19 protein-coding genes are annotated in these 16,886 nt (G+C 73.9%); 14 read left to right on the top strand and 5 right to left on the bottom strand.

The genetic code is table 11. The annotated features are described in order from the left end of the window. The first annotated feature begins 242 nt into the window (after nt 1-242). A complete protein-coding gene (locus tag BUE44_RS14900; RefSeq protein WP_073498296.1) occupies nt 243-2,264 on the top strand; it encodes an NPCBM/NEW2 domain-containing protein in 2,022 nt (673 codons plus the stop codon). Between the two features lie 108 nt (nt 2,265-2,372). Here BUE44_RS14900 and BUE44_RS14895 read toward each other — a convergent pair whose 3' ends face one another. From BUE44_RS14895 to msrA, 3 genes are read right to left on the bottom strand one after another with little or no spacing between them, the layout of a single operon-like run. Beyond that, on the bottom strand, nt 2,373-3,152 hold the full coding sequence (locus tag BUE44_RS14895; RefSeq protein WP_143172507.1) for a hypothetical protein: 780 nt from the start codon (nt 3,150-3,152) through the stop codon (nt 2,373-2,375). Continuing rightward, entirely contained in the window at nt 3,149-4,072 is a 924-nt protein-coding gene (locus BUE44_RS14890) for a hypothetical protein (protein WP_073498292.1), read from the bottom strand. Before BUE44_RS14890 ends, BUE44_RS14895 begins: the two co-directional genes overlap by 4 nt. 60 nt (nt 4,073-4,132) lie before the next feature. After that, entirely contained in the window at nt 4,133-4,645 is a 513-nt protein-coding gene (msrA, locus tag BUE44_RS14885) for a peptide-methionine (S)-S-oxide reductase MsrA (RefSeq protein ID WP_073498289.1), read from the bottom strand. A gap of 409 nt (nt 4,646-5,054) precedes the next feature. On the opposite strand from msrA, the gene BUE44_RS14880 reads away from it, so the two are divergent. From BUE44_RS14880 to BUE44_RS14835, 10 genes are all read left to right on the top strand, one after another. Next, nucleotides 5,055-6,689 (top strand): ABC-F family ATP-binding cassette domain-containing protein, encoded by a 1,635-nt coding sequence (locus BUE44_RS14880; protein ID WP_073498287.1) that lies wholly within the window; start codon nt 5,055-5,057, stop codon nt 6,687-6,689. A gap of 80 nt (nt 6,690-6,769) precedes the next feature. Beyond that, nucleotides 6,770-7,327, top strand: coding sequence for a CGNR zinc finger domain-containing protein (locus BUE44_RS14875; RefSeq protein WP_073498285.1), 558 nt, complete (start codon nt 6,770-6,772; stop codon nt 7,325-7,327). Nucleotides 7,328-7,545: 218 nt separating this feature from the next. Then, entirely contained in the window at nt 7,546-8,598 is a 1,053-nt protein-coding gene (locus BUE44_RS14870) for a cation diffusion facilitator family transporter (protein ID WP_073498283.1), read from the top strand. 184 nt (nt 8,599-8,782) lie between these two features. Continuing rightward, on the top strand, nt 8,783-9,310 hold the full coding sequence (locus BUE44_RS14865; protein WP_073498281.1) for a Na+/H+ antiporter subunit E: 528 nt from the start codon (nt 8,783-8,785) through the stop codon (nt 9,308-9,310). Next, nucleotides 9,307-9,588 carry a monovalent cation/H+ antiporter complex subunit F gene (locus BUE44_RS14860; protein WP_073498279.1) on the top strand — a complete coding sequence of 94 codons (282 nt, stop codon included), beginning with the start codon at nt 9,307-9,309 and terminating at the stop codon, nt 9,586-9,588. Before BUE44_RS14865 ends, BUE44_RS14860 begins: the two co-directional genes overlap by 4 nt. 1 nt (nt 9,589) lies before the next feature. Then, on the top strand, nt 9,590-9,910 hold the full coding sequence (locus BUE44_RS14855; protein ID WP_073498277.1) for a cation:proton antiporter: 321 nt from the start codon (nt 9,590-9,592) through the stop codon (nt 9,908-9,910). Beyond that, nucleotides 9,907-10,206, top strand: a complete 300-nt coding sequence (locus BUE44_RS14850; RefSeq protein WP_073498275.1) for a Na(+)/H(+) antiporter subunit B — start codon at nt 9,907-9,909, stop codon at nt 10,204-10,206. Before BUE44_RS14855 ends, BUE44_RS14850 begins: the two co-directional genes overlap by 4 nt. Next, nucleotides 10,203-10,970 (top strand): MnhB domain-containing protein, encoded by a 768-nt coding sequence (locus BUE44_RS14845; RefSeq protein WP_073498273.1) that lies wholly within the window; start codon nt 10,203-10,205, stop codon nt 10,968-10,970. The genes BUE44_RS14850 and BUE44_RS14845 overlap by 4 nt, the downstream gene beginning before the upstream one ends. After that, on the top strand, nt 10,967-11,311 hold the full coding sequence (locus tag BUE44_RS14840) for a sodium:proton antiporter (RefSeq protein ID WP_073498271.1): 345 nt from the start codon (nt 10,967-10,969) through the stop codon (nt 11,309-11,311). Before BUE44_RS14845 ends, BUE44_RS14840 begins: the two co-directional genes overlap by 4 nt. A gap of 8 nt (nt 11,312-11,319) precedes the next feature. Then, nucleotides 11,320-13,191 (top strand): complex I subunit 5 family protein, encoded by a 1,872-nt coding sequence (locus tag BUE44_RS14835; protein ID WP_200804421.1) that lies wholly within the window; start codon nt 11,320-11,322, stop codon nt 13,189-13,191. A 14-nt stretch (nt 13,192-13,205) separates the two neighbouring features. On the opposite strand, the gene BUE44_RS14830 is transcribed toward BUE44_RS14835, so the two are convergent. After that, complete coding sequence (locus BUE44_RS14830) at nt 13,206-13,706, bottom strand: STAS domain-containing protein (RefSeq protein ID WP_073498269.1); 501 nt, start codon at nt 13,704-13,706, stop codon at nt 13,206-13,208. A gap of 126 nt (nt 13,707-13,832) precedes the next feature. On the opposite strand from BUE44_RS14830, the gene BUE44_RS14825 reads away from it, so the two are divergent. After that, nucleotides 13,833-14,150 carry a helix-turn-helix transcriptional regulator gene (locus BUE44_RS14825; RefSeq protein WP_073498267.1) on the top strand — a complete coding sequence of 106 codons (318 nt, stop codon included), beginning with the start codon at nt 13,833-13,835 and terminating at the stop codon, nt 14,148-14,150. A 3-nt stretch (nt 14,151-14,153) separates the two neighbouring features. Here BUE44_RS14825 and BUE44_RS14820 read toward each other — a convergent pair whose 3' ends face one another. Then, nucleotides 14,154-15,395, bottom strand: coding sequence for a hypothetical protein (locus BUE44_RS14820; RefSeq protein ID WP_073498264.1), 1,242 nt, complete (start codon nt 15,393-15,395; stop codon nt 14,154-14,156). 151 nt (nt 15,396-15,546) lie between these two features. Between BUE44_RS14820 and BUE44_RS37460 the strand changes: the two genes are divergently transcribed. Both BUE44_RS37460 and BUE44_RS14815 read left to right on the top strand, forming a co-directional pair. Further along, entirely contained in the window at nt 15,547-15,753 is a 207-nt protein-coding gene (locus BUE44_RS37460; RefSeq protein ID WP_159450254.1) for a hypothetical protein, read from the top strand. 8 nt (nt 15,754-15,761) lie between these two features. Beyond that, on the top strand, nt 15,762-16,886 hold the full coding sequence (locus tag BUE44_RS14815) for a UbiA family prenyltransferase (RefSeq protein WP_159450253.1): 1,125 nt from the start codon (nt 15,762-15,764) through the stop codon (nt 16,884-16,886).

Genomic DNA, 16,886 nt, shown 5'->3' with positions numbered 1-16,886 from the left:
GGCACAATAGTGCGGACGAAGGTTGCCCGAACGAGGCACAGGGCCAGGCATGGGGCAGGGGTGACGAGTTGGAACGGTTCACGTCAGATCCCTTGACAGCTCGGGCTGTTGAGGGCTGTCATGTGGCCAACTGTTGAGTTGCGTCGGATTATGTTCCGACCTGACAGGCCCGGAGGAGCCGCATCCGGCCGGGCCGCCCTCAAGGAACACCGATCCTCCCGGAACGAACGATGGGACCCCGTATGCCGATCCCCCGCAGGCTCCTCGCTTGCGTCACCGCCGGAACCCTGTGGACAGGCGGGCTCGGTCTGGCCGCCTTCACCGCCGGCGTCGCCACCGCGCCCTCCGCCGCGGCACTGGACAACGGCCTGGCCATCACCCCGCCGATGGGCTTCAACGACTGGAACTCCTTCGGCTGCGACGTCAACGAGCAGCTGATCGAGGACACCGCCGACTACTTCGTCAGCTCGGGGCTCAAGGCGGCCGGCTACACCTACGTCAACATCGACGACTGCTGGCTGACCCACTCCCGCGACGCCGACGGGCGCCTGGTCCCCGACCCGGTGAAATTCCCCGACGGCATCAAGGGCACGGCGGACTACGTCCACAGCAAAGGCCTCAAGCTCGGCATCTACGAGGACGCGGGCACCGCGACCTGCGCCGGCTACCCCGGCAGCCTCGGCCACGAGACCACCGACGCCCAGAGCTTCGCCGACTGGGGCGTGGACTACCTCAAGTACGACAACTGCAACAACAAGAGCGACGGCACCCGCGCCGACTTCGTGAACCGCTACACCGCCATGGGCGACGCGCTCAAGGCGACCGGCCGCCCGATCGTCTACTCGCTGTGCGAGTGGGGCCAGCAGCAGCCGTGGGAATGGGCCGCCGCGGTCGGCAACCTGTGGCGCACCACCGGCGACATCAGCGACAACTGGGCCAGCCTGAAGTCCATCACCGCCCAGAACCTGCCGCTGGCCGCCGCCGCGGGACCGGGCCACTGGAACGACCCGGACATGCTGGAGGTCGGCAACGGCGGCATGACCGACACGGAATACCGCACCCACTTCTCGCTGTGGTCGATGATGGACGCGCCGCTGCTCATCGGCACCGACCTGCGCAAGGCCACCCCCGCGACGATGGACATCCTGCTCAACAAGGAGGTCATCGCCCTGGACCAGGACCCGCTCGGCAAGCAGGCCGCCGTGCTGTCCTCCGCAGGGGGCGCCTCGGTGGTCGTCAAGCAGCTGGCGAACGGCGACCGCGCGGTCGCCCTCTACAACGAGTCCGACCAGCCGCAGCACCTCTCCACCACCGCCGCCGCGATCGGCCTGTCCCGCTCCGCGCTCGGCTACCAGGTACGGGACCTGTGGGAGCACCGCTCCTACCAGTCGGCGGGCACCCTGGCCGCGACCGTGCCCGCGCACGGCACCACCCTGCTGCGGGTGAGCAGGCCCGGTCGCCCGCTGCAGGACGCGCCGCTGGTCGACTCGGGTGTCGACGGCACCACCGTCCACCTCCAGCCCGGCCAGGGCGCCGACGTCACCACCTACGCCACCGACCTCGGCACGGCCCCGGCACTGGACGTCAAGGTCAAGCTGACCGCGCCCGAGGGCTGGACGATACGGCCGCAGGGCCGCACCAGCACCGTCGCGCTGCCCGGCGGCCGCACCTTCGCCACCACCTGGCACATCGACGTGCCCGCGGGGACCACGACCGGCACATACGCGCTGTCCGGCACGGTCGGCTACAGCGGCCTGCTGCCGCACAGCGCCGTGAGCCGGCCGCTGAACGGCCAGGTCTCGGTCGCGGTACCGCCGCCGGCCGGCACCTCCTACCTCAGCGACCTGCCGTGGGAGTCGGCCGCCAACGGCTACGGCCCGGTGGAGCTGGACACCAGCAACGGTGAGAGCCAGGCCGGCGACGGCCACCCGATCACCCTGCAGGGCACCGTCTACGCCAAGGGCCTCGGCGTGCACGCCCCGAGCGACGTGGCTTACTACACCGCCGGCAAGTGCACCACGCTGACGGCCACCGTCGGCGTGGACGACGAGAAGAAGAACAGCAAGGGCTCGGTGGAATTCCAGGTCGTGGCCGACGGCAAGCAGGTCGCCGACAGCGGCGTCCTGACCAACGCCGACGGCAGCAGGCCGCTGACCGCCGACGTCACCGGCGCCCAGGAGGTCCACCTGCTCGTCACCGACGGCGGTGACGGCAACGACAGCGACCACGCCGACTGGGCGGGCGCCGCCATCACCTGCTCCTGACACCCCTCCTGCCCTGCCGTGGGGCCGGTGCGGTTCGCGCCCGCGCGAACCGCACCGGCCCCTTCGGCCGTCCCGCCGGGCCCGAGGGGTCAGCCGGCGCCCCGGGACTTACGCCAGCAGGTCCGCGAGCCGGTCGCGGACGCCTTCCTTGCCCTCCAGCGGGGTCGGGCCCAGCTGGTCGTGGCGGTCGGGGTCGCGGGCCAGCGCGTGCAGGCGGCCGTCGTGCCGGGCCAGCACCAGGTCGGTGCTCACACCGGCGATCTCCGCGGACCCCTCCGCCGTGTAGTGGGTGACGGTGACCAGGGCGGAGCGCGACGCCCCCGCGAGCAGCGCGTCGACGTCCAAGGCGCGGTCGTGCTCGGCCGCGGCGCCCCTGGGCAGCCACTCGGCGAGCATCCGCAGGGCCTCGTCCAGGACGTACAGGCCGATCTGGTGGACGCCGAGCGCGTCGATGCGGACCATCAGGCAGATCCGCTCGGGCTGCGGCATCAGCAGGATGCGCCACGGCTCCCCCGGCTCCGAGCCGGTGATACGGGCGTCGAGCACCATGCGGGCCCGCTGCTGGAAGGCCACCGCGATGCCCAGGTCGCCGCGCACCTGCACCTGCTCGCCGCTCTCGCCGGCCAGCAGCAGCTCCCGCGCGGCCAGCGACCTGACGGCCTCGGTCAGCTCGTCCTCGGAGGGCCTGGCTTCAAGGAAGTCCACGATCGCGTCGACCGCGGTCAGCTCGGCGATGGTGTAGGCGCCGAGCATGACGGGCCCGGTGTGCACCAGGTTGACCACGGCGGTGACCAGCCCGGACGGTACGGCCGCCTCACCCGGTCCCTGGCCCGGCGGCTGCTCGGGGGTGGCGGGCCGGTATTCGCCGTCGCTCTGCTCGTCGCTCATCGCGGGCCTCCCGTCGGCCATACGGTCCCGGCGGACGCCTGGTCGCTGCGCCCGCGCAGGACGGCGGCAGCGGTGCGGGACGGTGTCTGGGTGATCCACACCTCGGAATTGCCGAACAGCCCGCGGCCGCCCCTGTCGGACAGCGCCTGACCCAGCTCGCCGGCCAGGTCCTCCCGGTCCGGGGGCGGGAAGCGGGCCGCGAGCTGCTGGGAGACCGCCGTGACGTCGTCGGACTCCTCGATCCTGCGCAGCGCCCGGGTCAGCGACCGTGCGACGGGCGGGGTCAGCGAGGTGGGGACGGCCACGATCGGCGACAGGTACATCGGGCGCCGCTCGGTCATCCGGGACAGACCCCAGGGGCCGACGTTGCTGCCGGTGAAGCGGTAGACCACATAGTCCATCAGGTGCCGCAGGTCGTCGACGCTGGGCATCTTGCTGCCGCCGAAGGCGGCCGGCGTCTTCTCCAGCTGCACCCAGGTCCCGGTCGCGGTGCGGCCGTGCAGCTTCTCGCGAACGACGTGGCCGCGCATGCCGATGTCGGGGTAGCGCGCTTTGTCGATGTCGCGGTGGTGGCTGGACAGCCGCGGGTGGCTGCCCTTGGCCGCCCGCCACTTCTCGTACAGCGCCGGGTCGTCCACCAGCACGTGACCGCCGCACAGCACGTCGTGCAGTTGCGGGACCTGCAGGCCGTGCTGCTCCAGGTCGGCGACGATCACCGCTTCCTCGGGGCTCAGGCGGCCGACGGCGGCGAGCAGACCCTTGCGGTACGCGCCGGCCCGTGCGGTGATCTCAATGGTGAGCCGGACCCTGTCGCGCACCTGCTCGGCCTGCCGGGCGGCGGCGGCGGCCTCTTCGGCCGCCGCTCCCGTCCGCCCGGAGTGTCCGGACCGCCAGCCGGCCAGTGGGTGCTTGCGCTCCATCTGGCCAGTACAACACGGGTGCCGCCGTCCCGCAGCGGCTCGGCCGCGGGACGGGCGGGGTCAGCCCTGGGAGCGGGCGGGCAGCCGCCAGCCGGCCCGGGGGAAGTGGCAGGTGTAACCGTCGGGATACCGCTCCAGGTAGTCCTGGTGCTCGGGCTCGGCCTCCCAGAAGGGCCCCGCGGGCTCGACCTCGGTGACCACCTTGCCGGGCCACAGGCCCGAGGCGTCCACGTCGGCGATGGTGTCCTCGGCGATCCGCTTCTGCTCGTCGTCCACGTAGTAGATCGCCGAGCGGTAGCTCAGGCCGATGTCGTTGCCCTGACGGTTCTTCGTGCTCGGGTCGTGGATCTGGAAGAAGGTCTCCAGGATCGCGCGGTAGTCGGTCCGCTCGGGATCGAAGGTGATCTCGATGGCCTCGGCGTGGGTGCCGTGGTTGCGGTAGGTGGCGTTCGGCACGTCACCACCCGTGTAGCCGACCCGGGTCCCGGTCACTCCCGGCAGCTTGCGCAGCAGGTCCTGCATCCCCCAGAAGCAGCCGCCCGCCAGAACCGCCTTCTGCAACTGCGTGGCCATCTCGATCCTCTCCCAGTCATCACGTCGTGGACAGCCGCCGGGGTGGGGGCGCGGCTCACCGCCGCCGCCGGCCCACCGGCTCCTGTGGACTCAACGCGCCGGGAGACCGTACGATTCCGCGCCGCCGGCCCCCGCGGGCGGGGGCGGTCAGGCTCCGGGCAGACGGGCCGGTCCTGATATCCGCGGGCGGGAAGGCGCCCGCTGATAAAATGGCCGGCGACGTTGATCGTTTGTCGAGGAGTGCGGACATGGTGGTGGACGACGACATCTCCGGGTGAGACCCGGATCCGACCGGCCACCGGCCGGCGCCGAGGAGCGCCGCCGCCGTGGCCATGTCGTCGTCCCCCTCTTCCATGCCCGCCACCGGGGCAGAAATCTGTGGCTGCCCCGCTCCCCCGAGGTCACCTCCATGTCCGACGCATCCGTCGTCTGCTCCGCCCTGTCCTTCTCCTGGCCCGACGACACACCGGTCTTCCAGGACCTGTCCTTCACCCTCGGCGCCGGCCGCACCGGCCTGGTCGCGCCCAACGGCTCCGGCAAGAGCACCCTGCTCAGGCTGATCGCCGGTGAGCTGCGGCCCACCGCCGGGTCGGTGTCCACCGCCGGCACGCTCGGCTACCTCCCGCAGACGCTCCCGCTGACCGGCGACCTCACGGTGGCCGAGGTGCTCGGCATCGCCGAGGTGATCCGCGCCCTGGACGCCGTCGAGTCCGGCGACGTCGGCGAGGAGCACTTCACCGCCATCGGCGACGACTGGGACGTCGAGGAGCGCACCCGCGCCCAGTTGGATCGCCTGGGCCTGACCGGCCTGGACCTGGACCGCAGCCTGCGTACCCTCAGCGGCGGCCAGGTCGTCTCCCTCGGCCTGGCGGCCAGGCTGCTCGCGCGGCCCGACGTGCTGCTGCTCGACGAGCCCACCAACAACCTCGACCGCGAGGCGCGGAACAAGCTCTACGACGTGGTCGAGGACTTCACCGGCTGCCTGCTGCTGGTCAGCCACGACCGCGCGCTGCTCGACCGCATGGAGCGCATCGCGGAGCTGGACGGAGGCGAACTGCGCGCGTACGGCGGGACCTTCACCGACTACGAGCGGGCCGTGCAGGCCGAGCAGGAGGTCGCGGAGAAGAACGTCCGCAATGCCGAGCAGGAACTGAAGCGGGAGAAGCGGGAGTTGCAGCAGGCCCGCGAGCGCGCCGAGCGCCGTGCGAGCAACGCCGCCCGCAATCTCAAGAGCGCCGGCCTGCCCCGGATCTTCGCCGGGAACATGAAACGCGGCGCCCAGGAGTCGGCGGGCCGGGCCGGCCAGGTGCACGCAGGGCGGGTGGACGAGGCCAGGGCGCGCTTGGACGAGGCGGGGCGGTCGCTGCGCGACGAGCAGCGCCTGACCCTGGACCTGCCGGAGACCCAGGTACCCGCGGGACGCACCCTTTTCCTCGGCGAGCGGCTGCGGGTGGCGCTCGGCGGCCGCCGGGTCTTCGCCGGGCAGGGCGTCGACCTGGCGATCCGCGGTCCCGAGCGGATCGCGCTGACCGGTCCCAACGGGGCGGGGAAGAGCACGCTGCTGCGGCTGGTGCACGGCGACCTCACCGCCGAGGGCGGCGAGGTCAGGCGGGCCGACGGGCGGATCGCGTACCTGTCACAGCGGCTCGACCTGCTCGACCCGGACCGCACGGTCGCCGAGAACTTCGCCGCCTACGCGCCCGGCCGGCCGGCGGCGGAGCGGATGAACCTGCTGGCCCGCTTCCTCTTCCGCGGTGCCCGCGCCCATCTGCCCGTCGGCGTGCTGTCCGGCGGCGAGCGGCTGCGCGCCACCCTGGCCTGCGTGCTGTGTGCGGAGCCGGCACCGCATCTGCTGCTGCTGGACGAACCGACCAACAACCTCGACCTGCTCGGCACGGGCCAGCTGGAAGGCGCCCTGAACGCCTACCGGGGTGCTTTCGTGGTGGTCAGCCACGACACACGCTTCCTGCGCGAGATCGGCGTGGACCGGTGGCTGCGGCTGGCCGGCGGCGAACTGGCCGAGACCGGGGCGCCCGAGGGGTGAGCGAGGCGGCGCTGCCCGCATAGCACCGATCTGGCGGGGCGAATCTTGCGACCGCGACGGTCACCTGCCAGGGTGGTGACATGAACCTTGAGCACGTCTTCGTCTGCGGCGACCCGGCGCTCGACTTCGCCGCGACGCTGCGGGCCCGCCGGTCGCTGCGCTTCGAGATGTTCGCGACGCCCGGCCGGCTGGACGCCTGGTATGCGGAGTCCGGGGTGGTCGACGCGGTCACCCCGGGCGGGCAGGGGGACGTCGACCGGGCGAGGGCCGTACGGGAGGCGCTCTACCGGCTGATCACCGCGCGACGCCTCGGGGAGGACTACGACCCCGAGGCGCTGGCCCTGGTCAACGCCACGGCACGCACCCCGGCCGCGGTACCGCAACTGACCCCTGCGGGCCGCCGGACCGAGGCGACGCCCGCCGAGGCGCTGTCGACCGTGGCCCGCCGTGGCGTCGAACTGCTCGGCGGTCCGGACGTGCCGCTGCTCAAGGAGTGCGGCAATCCCGAGTGCACCCGCGTCTACATCGATCGGTCCCGCGGCATGCGCCGCCAGTGGTGCGGCATGGAGTCCTGCGGCAACAGGATCAAGGCGGCCGCCTACCGGGCCCGTAAGAAGACCACGGTGACCGCCGGCTGACCGCACCGGCGCCATACGCTCACCCCACGCGGGAGCCGGCCGCACACAAGCGGCCGTGTGCCCCCGCTCGCCGCAGTCATGCCCGCCCGCTGACGTCGCCGCCTCCGTACGAGCGGGATCGCCCGGCACCCGCGTAACCTGCCACATCCTCGGGTAGCCGAGCCCGGACAGAGCGGCGGAAGCCGCACCACCGCGGCGAGGAGTGGATCCCACCACCCATGAGCACCGACACCGACACCGACGCGGGCGCCGGACGTCCGAAGAACGACGAGGAGACCCGGGGCACCGTACTGATCGCGCTGCTGGCGAACGTGGCCATCGCCGTCGCCAAGGCCGTCGTCGGCGCCATCACCGCCTCCCCCGCGCTGCTCGCCGAGGCGGCGCACTCGGTCGCGGACACCCTCAACGAGGTCTTCCTGCTGGTCTCCGTGCGCGCCAGCCGCCGCAGTCCGGACGCGCAGCACCCCTTCGGCTACGGCAAGGAACGCTACTTCTGGGCGCTGCTCGCGGCGGTCGGCATCTTCGTGACGGGCGGCTGCTTCTCGTTCTACCAGGGTCTGCACGGGTGGCTGTCACCGGAGTCGGGGGGCTCCGAGCGCTTCCTGGCCACCTATGTCGTCCTGGCCGTGTCGCTCGTCGCCGAGAGCACCTCGCTGCTGCGGGCGGTCGTCCAGCTGCGAGGTCAGGCCCGCTCCCACGGGCACTCCCTCCTGCGGGAGATCACCGGAAGCGTCGACCCCACCGTCCGCACGGTCTTCGCCGAGGACGCCACGGCCGTCCTGGGCGTCCTGCTGGCCGCGGGCGGCGTGCTCGGCCACCAGCTCACCGGCTCGCCGCGCTGGGAGGCCGCCGCCGCCCTGGCCATCGCCCTGCTGCTGGTCCTGGTCGCCTACTGGCTCGGCCGCTCCGCGCGCGACCTCCTGGTGGGGCAGGCCGTCGACCCCCGGTTGCAGCAGGAGGCGTACGAACTCCTCGCCGCGCAGCCGGAGATCGACACCGTGGCCGTCCTGCAGACCATGCGGCTCGGGGTGGACTCGGCGCTGCTGGCCGCGCGTGTCGACCTGCGGGAGGGCATGGACAGCGAGGAGGTCGAGGAGGTCAGCGAGCGGATCAAGCGCGAACTGCGGGAGAGGTTCCCGGAGCTGGCCGAGGTCTTCCTCGACATCGTCGACGCGGACCACCAGGACCGGGAGCGGGCACGGGTCCGCAGGGAGGAGGTCGACCGGGCGGTCGCCCAGCAGGCCTCCCAGGACGAGCCGCCCCGGCGGTGACCCGCCACCGGGCGCCGGGGTTTCCCCGCGCCCGGTCGGGACAGACGGTGCGCATGGCAGAGGAGTGGCACGCTCAGGCGTGTCCCCCGCTTCTGCCGTGTGCGCGCCGGCCGGCCGGTATACCGGGGCAGCGGGGCATGCGCGGCGCAGGCGCAGCGGCCCCCAGGTGAGGAGGCGAGCGGGGATGGCACACCGGGTCCTGGCCACTGCGGCCACCGTGGGCGGGTGGTCGGGCCTGCTCTTCGTCCTCTACCTCGTCCTCATCACCGACGTCACACCGCTGGAGGCCGTGGTCGGCGGCTCACTGGCCGTCCTCGGCGGGGTGGCCGCCGAGGCGGTACGCCGGGCCGAGCACCCGCGCGTGCACGGCCGCCGCCGCCTCGCCGCCGCCTTCGCCGCGCTGCCGTGGACGCTGTTCGCGGAGACGGCGCAGCTCGCGGTCGCGGTCGCCCGCGCGGCCGGGCGCGGGGACCCGTCGGCCGTGGGGCCGGCGGCTACCCCCGCCCGGCCCGGCGGGCACGACGGCGACCGGCCGGTCGCCGTCCGGGTGCCCGCGGACACCGACCCGGCCCTGGCCGCGGCGCTGCTGACCGCGACACCCGGGGCCTGCGTACTCGACATCGCGGGGCGGGAGCTGACCGTCCATCTGCTCGGCGACAAGGCCGCCCCCTCGGCGGTCGAGCGCGCCCTCGGCGGCCGGAGGCCGGCGTGAACGCCTGGCTGCTGGCCGCCTGCGTCCTGCTGCCCTCCGGTCTCGGGCCGTGCCTGTGGCGGGCCTGCCGCGGCGAGCCGGCCCGGCGGCTCCCGGCGATGGCCCTGGCCGGAGTGATGGCCGTCGCCGTCTTCCTGCTGACGGCGCGCGGCCTGCACCGCACCTCGTACGTCGACGTCGCCCTGGTGACGGCCGTGCTGGCGCCCACCGGGACGCTGGTCTTCGCCCGCTGCCTCGCCGGCGGCGCCCGGGCAGAAGGGGCGGGGGGAGGGGACTGAGATGACCGCGACCCACGTTCTGGCCCTGGCGCTGCTGTGGTGCGGCTGCGCGGCGCTGCTGCTGTCCGCGGCGGCACTGGCGCTGCTGCCCACGCCGTACGGCCGGCTGCACGCGCTGGCCCCGGCGACGAGCCTCGGCGTGCCGCTGCTCTGCCTCGCGCTCGCGGTGGACGCCGGCGCCGGCAGACAGGCCGCGAAGCTGCTGGTCATCGGCGCCCTGACGGCCGTGTCGGGCCCTGTCACCACCATGGTCATCGGCCGCTCGATGGCGGCCGAGGACCGGGCCGCAGGCAGCGGCGAGCCGCAGGGGCCGCCGGCATGAGCACCTCAGCGGTCGACTTCCTGGTGGCCGTCGGCCTCGTCCTGGTGGGGGCCGCCGCCACCTGTGCGGCGCTCACTCGCGACCCGGTACGCCAGTCGGTGCTGCTCTCGGTGCTCGGCGTGTGCCTGGCGCTGCTCTTCCTGGCTCTGCAGGCGCCCGACGTGGCGCTGTCGCAGCTCGCGGTGGGCAGCGCGGTGACACCGCTGCTGTTCCTGCTGACGGTCCGCAAGGTCCGGCGCGGCCCGCGGGCCGGGCCCGAGCGGGACGAGGGGCGCGGCGAGGGGGACGAGCGGTGAGCGGGCGGGTCCGTAAGGTGGTCTTCCTGCTCGCCGCGGCCGTCTTCGCGGTCGCCTTCGCCCTGGCCTGCACCGGGCTGCCGCACTTCGGCACCGCCGTCCACCCCTACGGCAGCAAGGCGGTCGCCGCGGCGGTGCGGCACCGCACCGCCAACGTGATCTCCTCGGTCAACTTCGACCAGCGCGCCCTGGACACCCTCGGCGAGGAGTCGATCCTCTTCGGCTCGGTGCTGGGCGCCGTCGTCCTGCTGCGCCGCGCGCGGGACGAGGACCGGGCCGAGCCCGAGCCGGGCCGGGTGCTGCCGTCGACCGTGCTGCTCGGCGCCGCCCTGCTGCCGGTCACGGTGCTGGTCGGCGGCTACGTCGTGGCGCACGGCCAGCTCAGCCCGGGCGGCGGCTTCCAGGGCGGGGTGGTGCTGGCCACCGGGCTGCATCTGGCCTACGTGGCCGCCGACTACCGCGTGCTGCGCCGGGTGCGCCCGCTGGCGGCCTTCGCCGCGCTGGACGCGGTGGCCGCCGGCGCTTTCACCGCGCTGGGGCTCGCCGGGCTGTTCGCGGGGGCCGCGTATCTGCAGAACGTGCTGCCGCTGGGCACCTTCAACCAGCTGTCGTCGGCGGGCCTGGTGCCGCTGCTGAACGCCGCGGTCGGCGTGGAGGTGGCCTCCGGCGTGATCGTGCTGGTCGCCCAGTTCCTCGACCAGGCGGTGGAGATCGAGTCCCCGGAGACGCCACGCGCCACCGGGCAGGGAGAGGACGACCGATGACCGTACTGCCCTTCCTCGCGGCCGCCTGGATCTTCCTGGTCGGCGTGTACGGGATGGTCACCAGCCGCAACCTGGTCCACGCGGTCGGCTGCCTGGCCGTCGCGCAGTCCTCGACGTACGTCCTGCTGCTCGGCGTCGGATTCCGGCGCGGCGGGACCGCCCCGGTCTTCTCCGACATCCCCGTCGGCACACCCGTGGTCGACCCGGTCGTGCAGGCCCTGGTGCTCACCGACATCGTGGTCGGCGCCACCGTGACCGCGCTGCTGCTCAGCCTGGTCATCCAGATCCGCAAACGCACCGGGACCGTCGACCCCGAGGCGCTCTCCGAGCTGAAGGGCTGAGGGCGCCCGTGCCGTACCCCGGCTGGCAGAGCGCCGACCTGCTGCCGCTCGCCGTCGTGACCCCGCTGCTCGGCGCGGCCGTCCTGGTACTGGCGGGCCGCGTGCTGCCGCGTACCGCGCTCGACGCGGTGGCGACCGCCTTCGCCGCCGCCACGCTGGCCGAACTGGCCCTGCTGTGGAGCCGGGTGGGAGACGCCGGCGGCGGGCGTGCGGTGTCCTGGCTCGGCGGCTGGACCCCGCGAAACGGGCACAGCGTCGGCATCGTGCTGGTCGGCGACCGGCTCGGCGCCGGACTCGCGCTGCTGGTCGCCGCCCTGGTGGTCGCCGTCCTGGTCTACTCCTGGCGGTACTTCGACGAACCGCCCGCACGGCACCGCGGCAGCTTCCCCGCGCTGCTGCTGCTCTTCGAGGCGGGCATGTGCGGATTCGCCCTGACCGGCGACCTGTTCAACGCGTTCGTCTTCTTCGAGCTGATGGGCGTGGTGGCCTACGCCCTGACCGGTTACCGGATCGAGGACCCGCGGCCGCTGCACGGCGCGCTGACCTTCGGGGTGGTCAACTCCCTCGCCGCGTACGGCACGCTGCTCGGCATCGGCCTGCTCTACGCGCGCACCGGTGAGCTGGGCATGGCGCAGATCGGCGGCGCGCTCGCCGGCCACCGCGCCGACGCGCTCACCGTCACCGCGTTCGTCCTGGTGATGGCGGGCCTGCTGGTGAAGTCCGCGACCGTGCCCTTCCACTTCTGGCTGCCCGACGCCCACGCGGTCGCGCCCACGCCGGTCTGCATGCTGATGTCGGGGGTGATGGTCGAACTCGGGGTGTACGGCATCGCCCGCGTCTACCTGACGGTCTTCGGGGGCCCCGGCGGCATCCCGGCGGCGGCCTTCACCCATACGCTGGGCGCGCTCGGCGGGCTGACCGCGCTCGTCGGCGCCGTCATGTGCTGGCAGCAGCGGCACCTCAAGCGGCTGCTGGCCTTCTCGACCATCGGCCACACCGGCCTGTGGCTGCTCGGCCTGAGCCTGCTCGACCCGGCCGCCACCGCGGGAACCACCCTCTACGTCGCCGGGCACGCCGGGGTGAAGGCCGCGCTGTTCGGCCTGACCGGCGTCCTGCTCGACCGGCACGGCTCGGTCGACGAGCACGGGCTGCACGGTACCGAACGCGGCTCGCCGTGGGCCGGGGCGCTCTTCATGACCAGCGGCCTGGCGCTCGCCGGGCTGCCGCCCTTCGGCCTCGGCCTCGGCAAGGCGGTCGCGGAGCACGCGGCGGGCGGGCACGCGGCGTGGCTGCCGGCCCTGTACGTCGTGGTGTCGGCACTGACCGGCGGCGCCGTCCTGCGCGCCGGGCTGCGGATCTTCCACGGTGCCGGGCCGGTGCCCGAGAGCCGCCGCTCGGAGGTGGAGACCGGCGGGGAGAGCGAGGAGCCTGAGGTCCGCGACCCGCTGCGGCCGGTGCCCGTCACGATGACGGTGGTCCCCGCGGTGCTGCTGGCCGGGGCGCTGGCGGTCGGGGTCTTCCCGGGCGTGGGGCGGGCGCTGGCGTCCGCGGCGGTCGCCTTCCAGGACCGGGCCGGCTATCTGGCCCAGGTCGCGGGACTGCCCGCGCACGCGCCGGCCGGCCCGACGCCGGAGGCGGCCTGGAATGTGCCGGGGGTGCTGCTCGGCGTGCTGTCCACCGCGTTGGCGGTGGCCCTTGCGTGCGCGGCCGTCCGTGCCGTGTCGGACGCGCCACGTCCTTGGCGCACCGCGGTCCGGCTGGCCGACCGCCGCCTGGTCGTCCCGCTGCGCCGGCTGCACTCGGGACACCTCGGCGACTACGTCACCTGGCTGACGGTGGGCCTGGCCGGCCTGCTGATCGCGCTGGCGGCCCAGGTCTAGGGAGAGCCGCGACCTCAGGCGAGGTGGGTGTGGCCGATGGTCCGTGGCGCGGGCACCGCGCGCGCGTCGGCGGGCGTGAGGGCATCGGCGGGCACCACGCGGGCATCGGCGGGCGGCGTGAAGGCGGGCCAGGTGCGGGTGAGGTCCAGGACGCGCGCCACCGCGGCGGACGCCGAGGTCACGCTCATCTCGCGGCCTTCGGCGACGGCCAGTGCGCGGGCCCGCAGCAGGGTGTTGAGCCCGGCGCAGTCGAAGAAGCCGACGCCGCTCAGGTCGAGGTGGAGCCCGTCGGGGGACGACCGCAGGGCGTCGGTCAGCACATGCTCCAGCAGGTCCGCGCAGTCCAGGTCGACCTCGCCGTGGACGGCGACCCGCACGAGGCCGCCCGCCTCCGTGAGCCGCATCACGAGTCCGGACCGCAGATGCCTGACGACGCGCACGGCCCGCGTCGCCGACGTGACGGTGACGGTGCCGGACCGCGCGGGCGGGATCGAGCAACTCCTTCCACCAGACATGGCTGACCTCCTCGGGCTCCGAACTCGACGGCTCCACATTGCGGGCCGCGAGCATTCCTGTCAACTGATACGCGAAATCCGTTTCGTGTTTTGCGTGGCGTGAATCCTCCGTCGTACGATGTGCGCATGGATGACGTGGCCACCCCGAGGACCGGATGGACTTTCCTGACGAATCACGCGCGCGTGCTCGCCGCCATCGCCCGTGATCCCGACATCCGGGTCCGCGACATCGCCGGGCACTGCATGCTGACGGAACGCGCCGTGCAGAAGATCATCGCCGACCTGGAGTCGGACGGGTATCTCACCCACACCCGCAACGGGCGCACCAACAGCTACGAGATCCCGGACGGCACGTCACTGCGCCACCCCGCCGACGCGGGCCCGACGGTGGCCGCGCTGCTCGCCCTGCTCTCCCTGGAGCCGGACGGCAAGCCCTCTTCCTGACGGTCAGTCCAGGGTGCTGCCCGACACGTCCGGCCTGCCCGCGCCGAGGAAGAAGACGCCGGGGTAGCCGGCGGTGGAGAAGCCGTGGCTGGGGTTGGCGTGCAGGGTCGAGCGGCGCACCGCCAGGGTGCCGGTGCGGTCGTTGCTGACGAAGAAGAAGGCGCCGCCGCCCTCCTTGGCGTCGTTGTGCGCGACGAGCGAGCCCTCGACGCGGACGGTGTAGAGGTTGCCGTCGGTGTAGACCGCGCCGCCGCTGCCGCCGCCGGGGGTGCCACCGCGGGCCGGGTTCGCGCCGCTGCCCACCGCCGAGTTGTAGGTGAGGACGCTGTTGAGCACCACCCACGACACCCCGATGCTGCTGAGGGCCCCGCCGTTGGAGCAGGAGCCGCCCAGCCCTGGCGCACCGCCGAAGGTGCTCGCCGTGATGTAGACGGGCAGGTCGTGGTATTGGTCGAGGACGCGGATCGCCGCACCGCCGAGGTCCGGTCCGCTGCGGTCGCAACGGTTGCGCACGAAGCGGTCGTTGACGGCCTTGAAGCGGCCGCCGCGGACGAGGATCGCACCGCCGCCACCGCCCTCGGCCGTCTCCCCGGTCGAGTCGCCGTCGGCGAAGGTCAGGTTCTGCACGGTCAGTTCCGGCGTGCTCTGGTCCTGGCAGTGCGAGGTGGTCCACCCCTGCGCCTGGTCGCAGGTGTCCATGAAGAGGATGCGCCGCCGTCCCCCGCCGCTGAGGGTGACCTTCCCCCCGCCGTCGAGGACGACGCGCGCCGAGGCGTTGCGCACCTTGGCCGTCGCCTTCATGGTGATCACCACCCGGCGCGGCCCGCAGGAGAAGGTGATGACACCGCCCGCGGCGACCGCGGCCACCACGGCGGCCGAGGTACAGCTCGCGGGCGTCCCGTCGCCCACCGTCCTGGTCGGCTTCGAGGTGTCGACCGCCCGCGCGGCGGCGGGCACCGCCGCGTGTCCGCCGGGATTGCCGGCGGAGGCGGGCTCCGCCGCCGCGGGCGCGGTCGTGGCGGGCGCGGTCGTGGCGGGCGCGGGGCTGGGCCGGTGGGTGCCGGCCGAGGTCGCCGAAGGCGCGGCACTCGCGGAGGCGGAGGTCGCCGTAGCCGTAGCCGACAGGGACGGGGGCGGGGGCGCCCCGGTGGCCCCTCCCCCACCGCCGGAGCCACCGCAACCTGTCAGCAGGGTGCCGGCCAGCAGGCCGGCGAGTACGCATATCCCAGCGGGCGTTGAACGCATCGCCCGATGCTATGCGCTCGCCCCGCGCGGCTCACCACCGCGGCGCGCGCCACGCGATATGAGTACGGGTGCTCATGTGCCGCCCGGCGCCCGCGGGCAGGCTGCGTAGCGGACAGGGAGTCCGATACGACCACGAGCGCCGGGGGGCCTCATGCATCACCGACGTCGACCGCCGGGAATCGCCGATCCGGCGCGGCCGGTCCCGGACGGCCGCCGGACCCGGCAGACACCGGCGCGGGCCGCGTTGACGTGTTCGGGGGTGCTGCTGTGCACGGTGCTGGTGGTGTCCGGGCTGGCGTTCCTCGGGTCCGTGGTGCTGATCGCGGTCGGCATGAACAACTACGGCTCGAACAAGTGAGGCGGCCGGTGCGGCGCCCACAGCGGCTGCGGACGCCGGCGAACCGGCTGCGGATGCTGGTGGCGGTGGCCAGGCCACCGGTCTTCCTGCTCCTCGCCGTCTACACCGCGCTCGGGACGGCGGGCGCCGGGCGCCCGGAGGACCACCTGCTGCTGGGCCGCGCGCTGGTGCCCGTCGCCGCGTTCCTGATGTTCTCGGTGGCGGTCAACGACCTGGCCGACGAGCGGATCGACCGGGTCAACCTGCCGGGCGACCCGCGCCGGCCGCTGGTCGGTGCGGGCGCGCTGCGCGCGGAGATGACGGCGGTCGCGGTGGTCTGCGCGGCCGTCGCGACAGCCGGCGGCTTCCTGCTGGGCCCGTGGCCGGGCCTGGTGGTCACGGCGGGGCTCCTGCTGAGCGCCGGCTACTCGCTGCGGCCGGTGCGGCTGTCCGACCGGGGCGCGGTGGCGGCGCTCGTACTGCCCGGCTGCTATGTCGCGGTCCCCTACCTGCTGGGGTGGCTGGCGGCGGCCCCGGCGCCGCACGGGCGGGGACTGCTGCTGCCCGCCGGGCTCTACGTCGGCTTCGTCGGCCGCATCCTGCTCAAGGACTTCCGCGACGTGCGCGGCGACGCGCTGTTCGGCAAGCGCACCTTCCTGGTCCGCCACGGCAGGGTCTGGACCTGCCGTTTCAGCGCGGCCGGCTGGACGGTCGGCTGCGCCCTGGTGCTCGCCGGCGCCCCGTCGCCCACACCGGCGCTGGTCGCGGTGTGGGGCGTCCACCTCGTGGCGGTCCTGTGGGTGCTGCGCCGGCTCGCCGCGCAGGCCCATCCGCGCCGCGAGGAGCTGCTGATCACGGCGGCGGCGATCCTCGGCCGCGGCATGCTGCTCGTGCTGCTGGCCCACGAGTCGATGCTGCCGCTGGGCTGGTCGCCCCTCGTGTGCGCCGCGGTGCCGGCCGCGCTGCTGGCGCTGACGCTCGGCCAGGTCCGGGTGATGCTCCGCCACGGCCCGCTGGTACGGCTGTCCCTGCCGCTGCCGGAAGCGGCTGCCGAGGGCGGGTCCCGGCCCACCGGTGTGCGGCCCGCGGCCGCGACGGCGGCCGGCACGTACGGGCCGCCGCCCCCCGAGGAGGCGACGGCCCGGGGCCGGTGA

Origin of the sequence: Actinacidiphila paucisporea (genome assembly GCF_900142575.1) — a bacterium.
Classification (GTDB): domain Bacteria; phylum Actinomycetota; class Actinomycetes; order Streptomycetales; family Streptomycetaceae; genus Actinacidiphila; species Actinacidiphila paucisporea.
The sequence above is the reverse complement of the archived record's forward strand: the minus strand, read 5'-3'. Positions and strand labels throughout refer to the sequence as shown.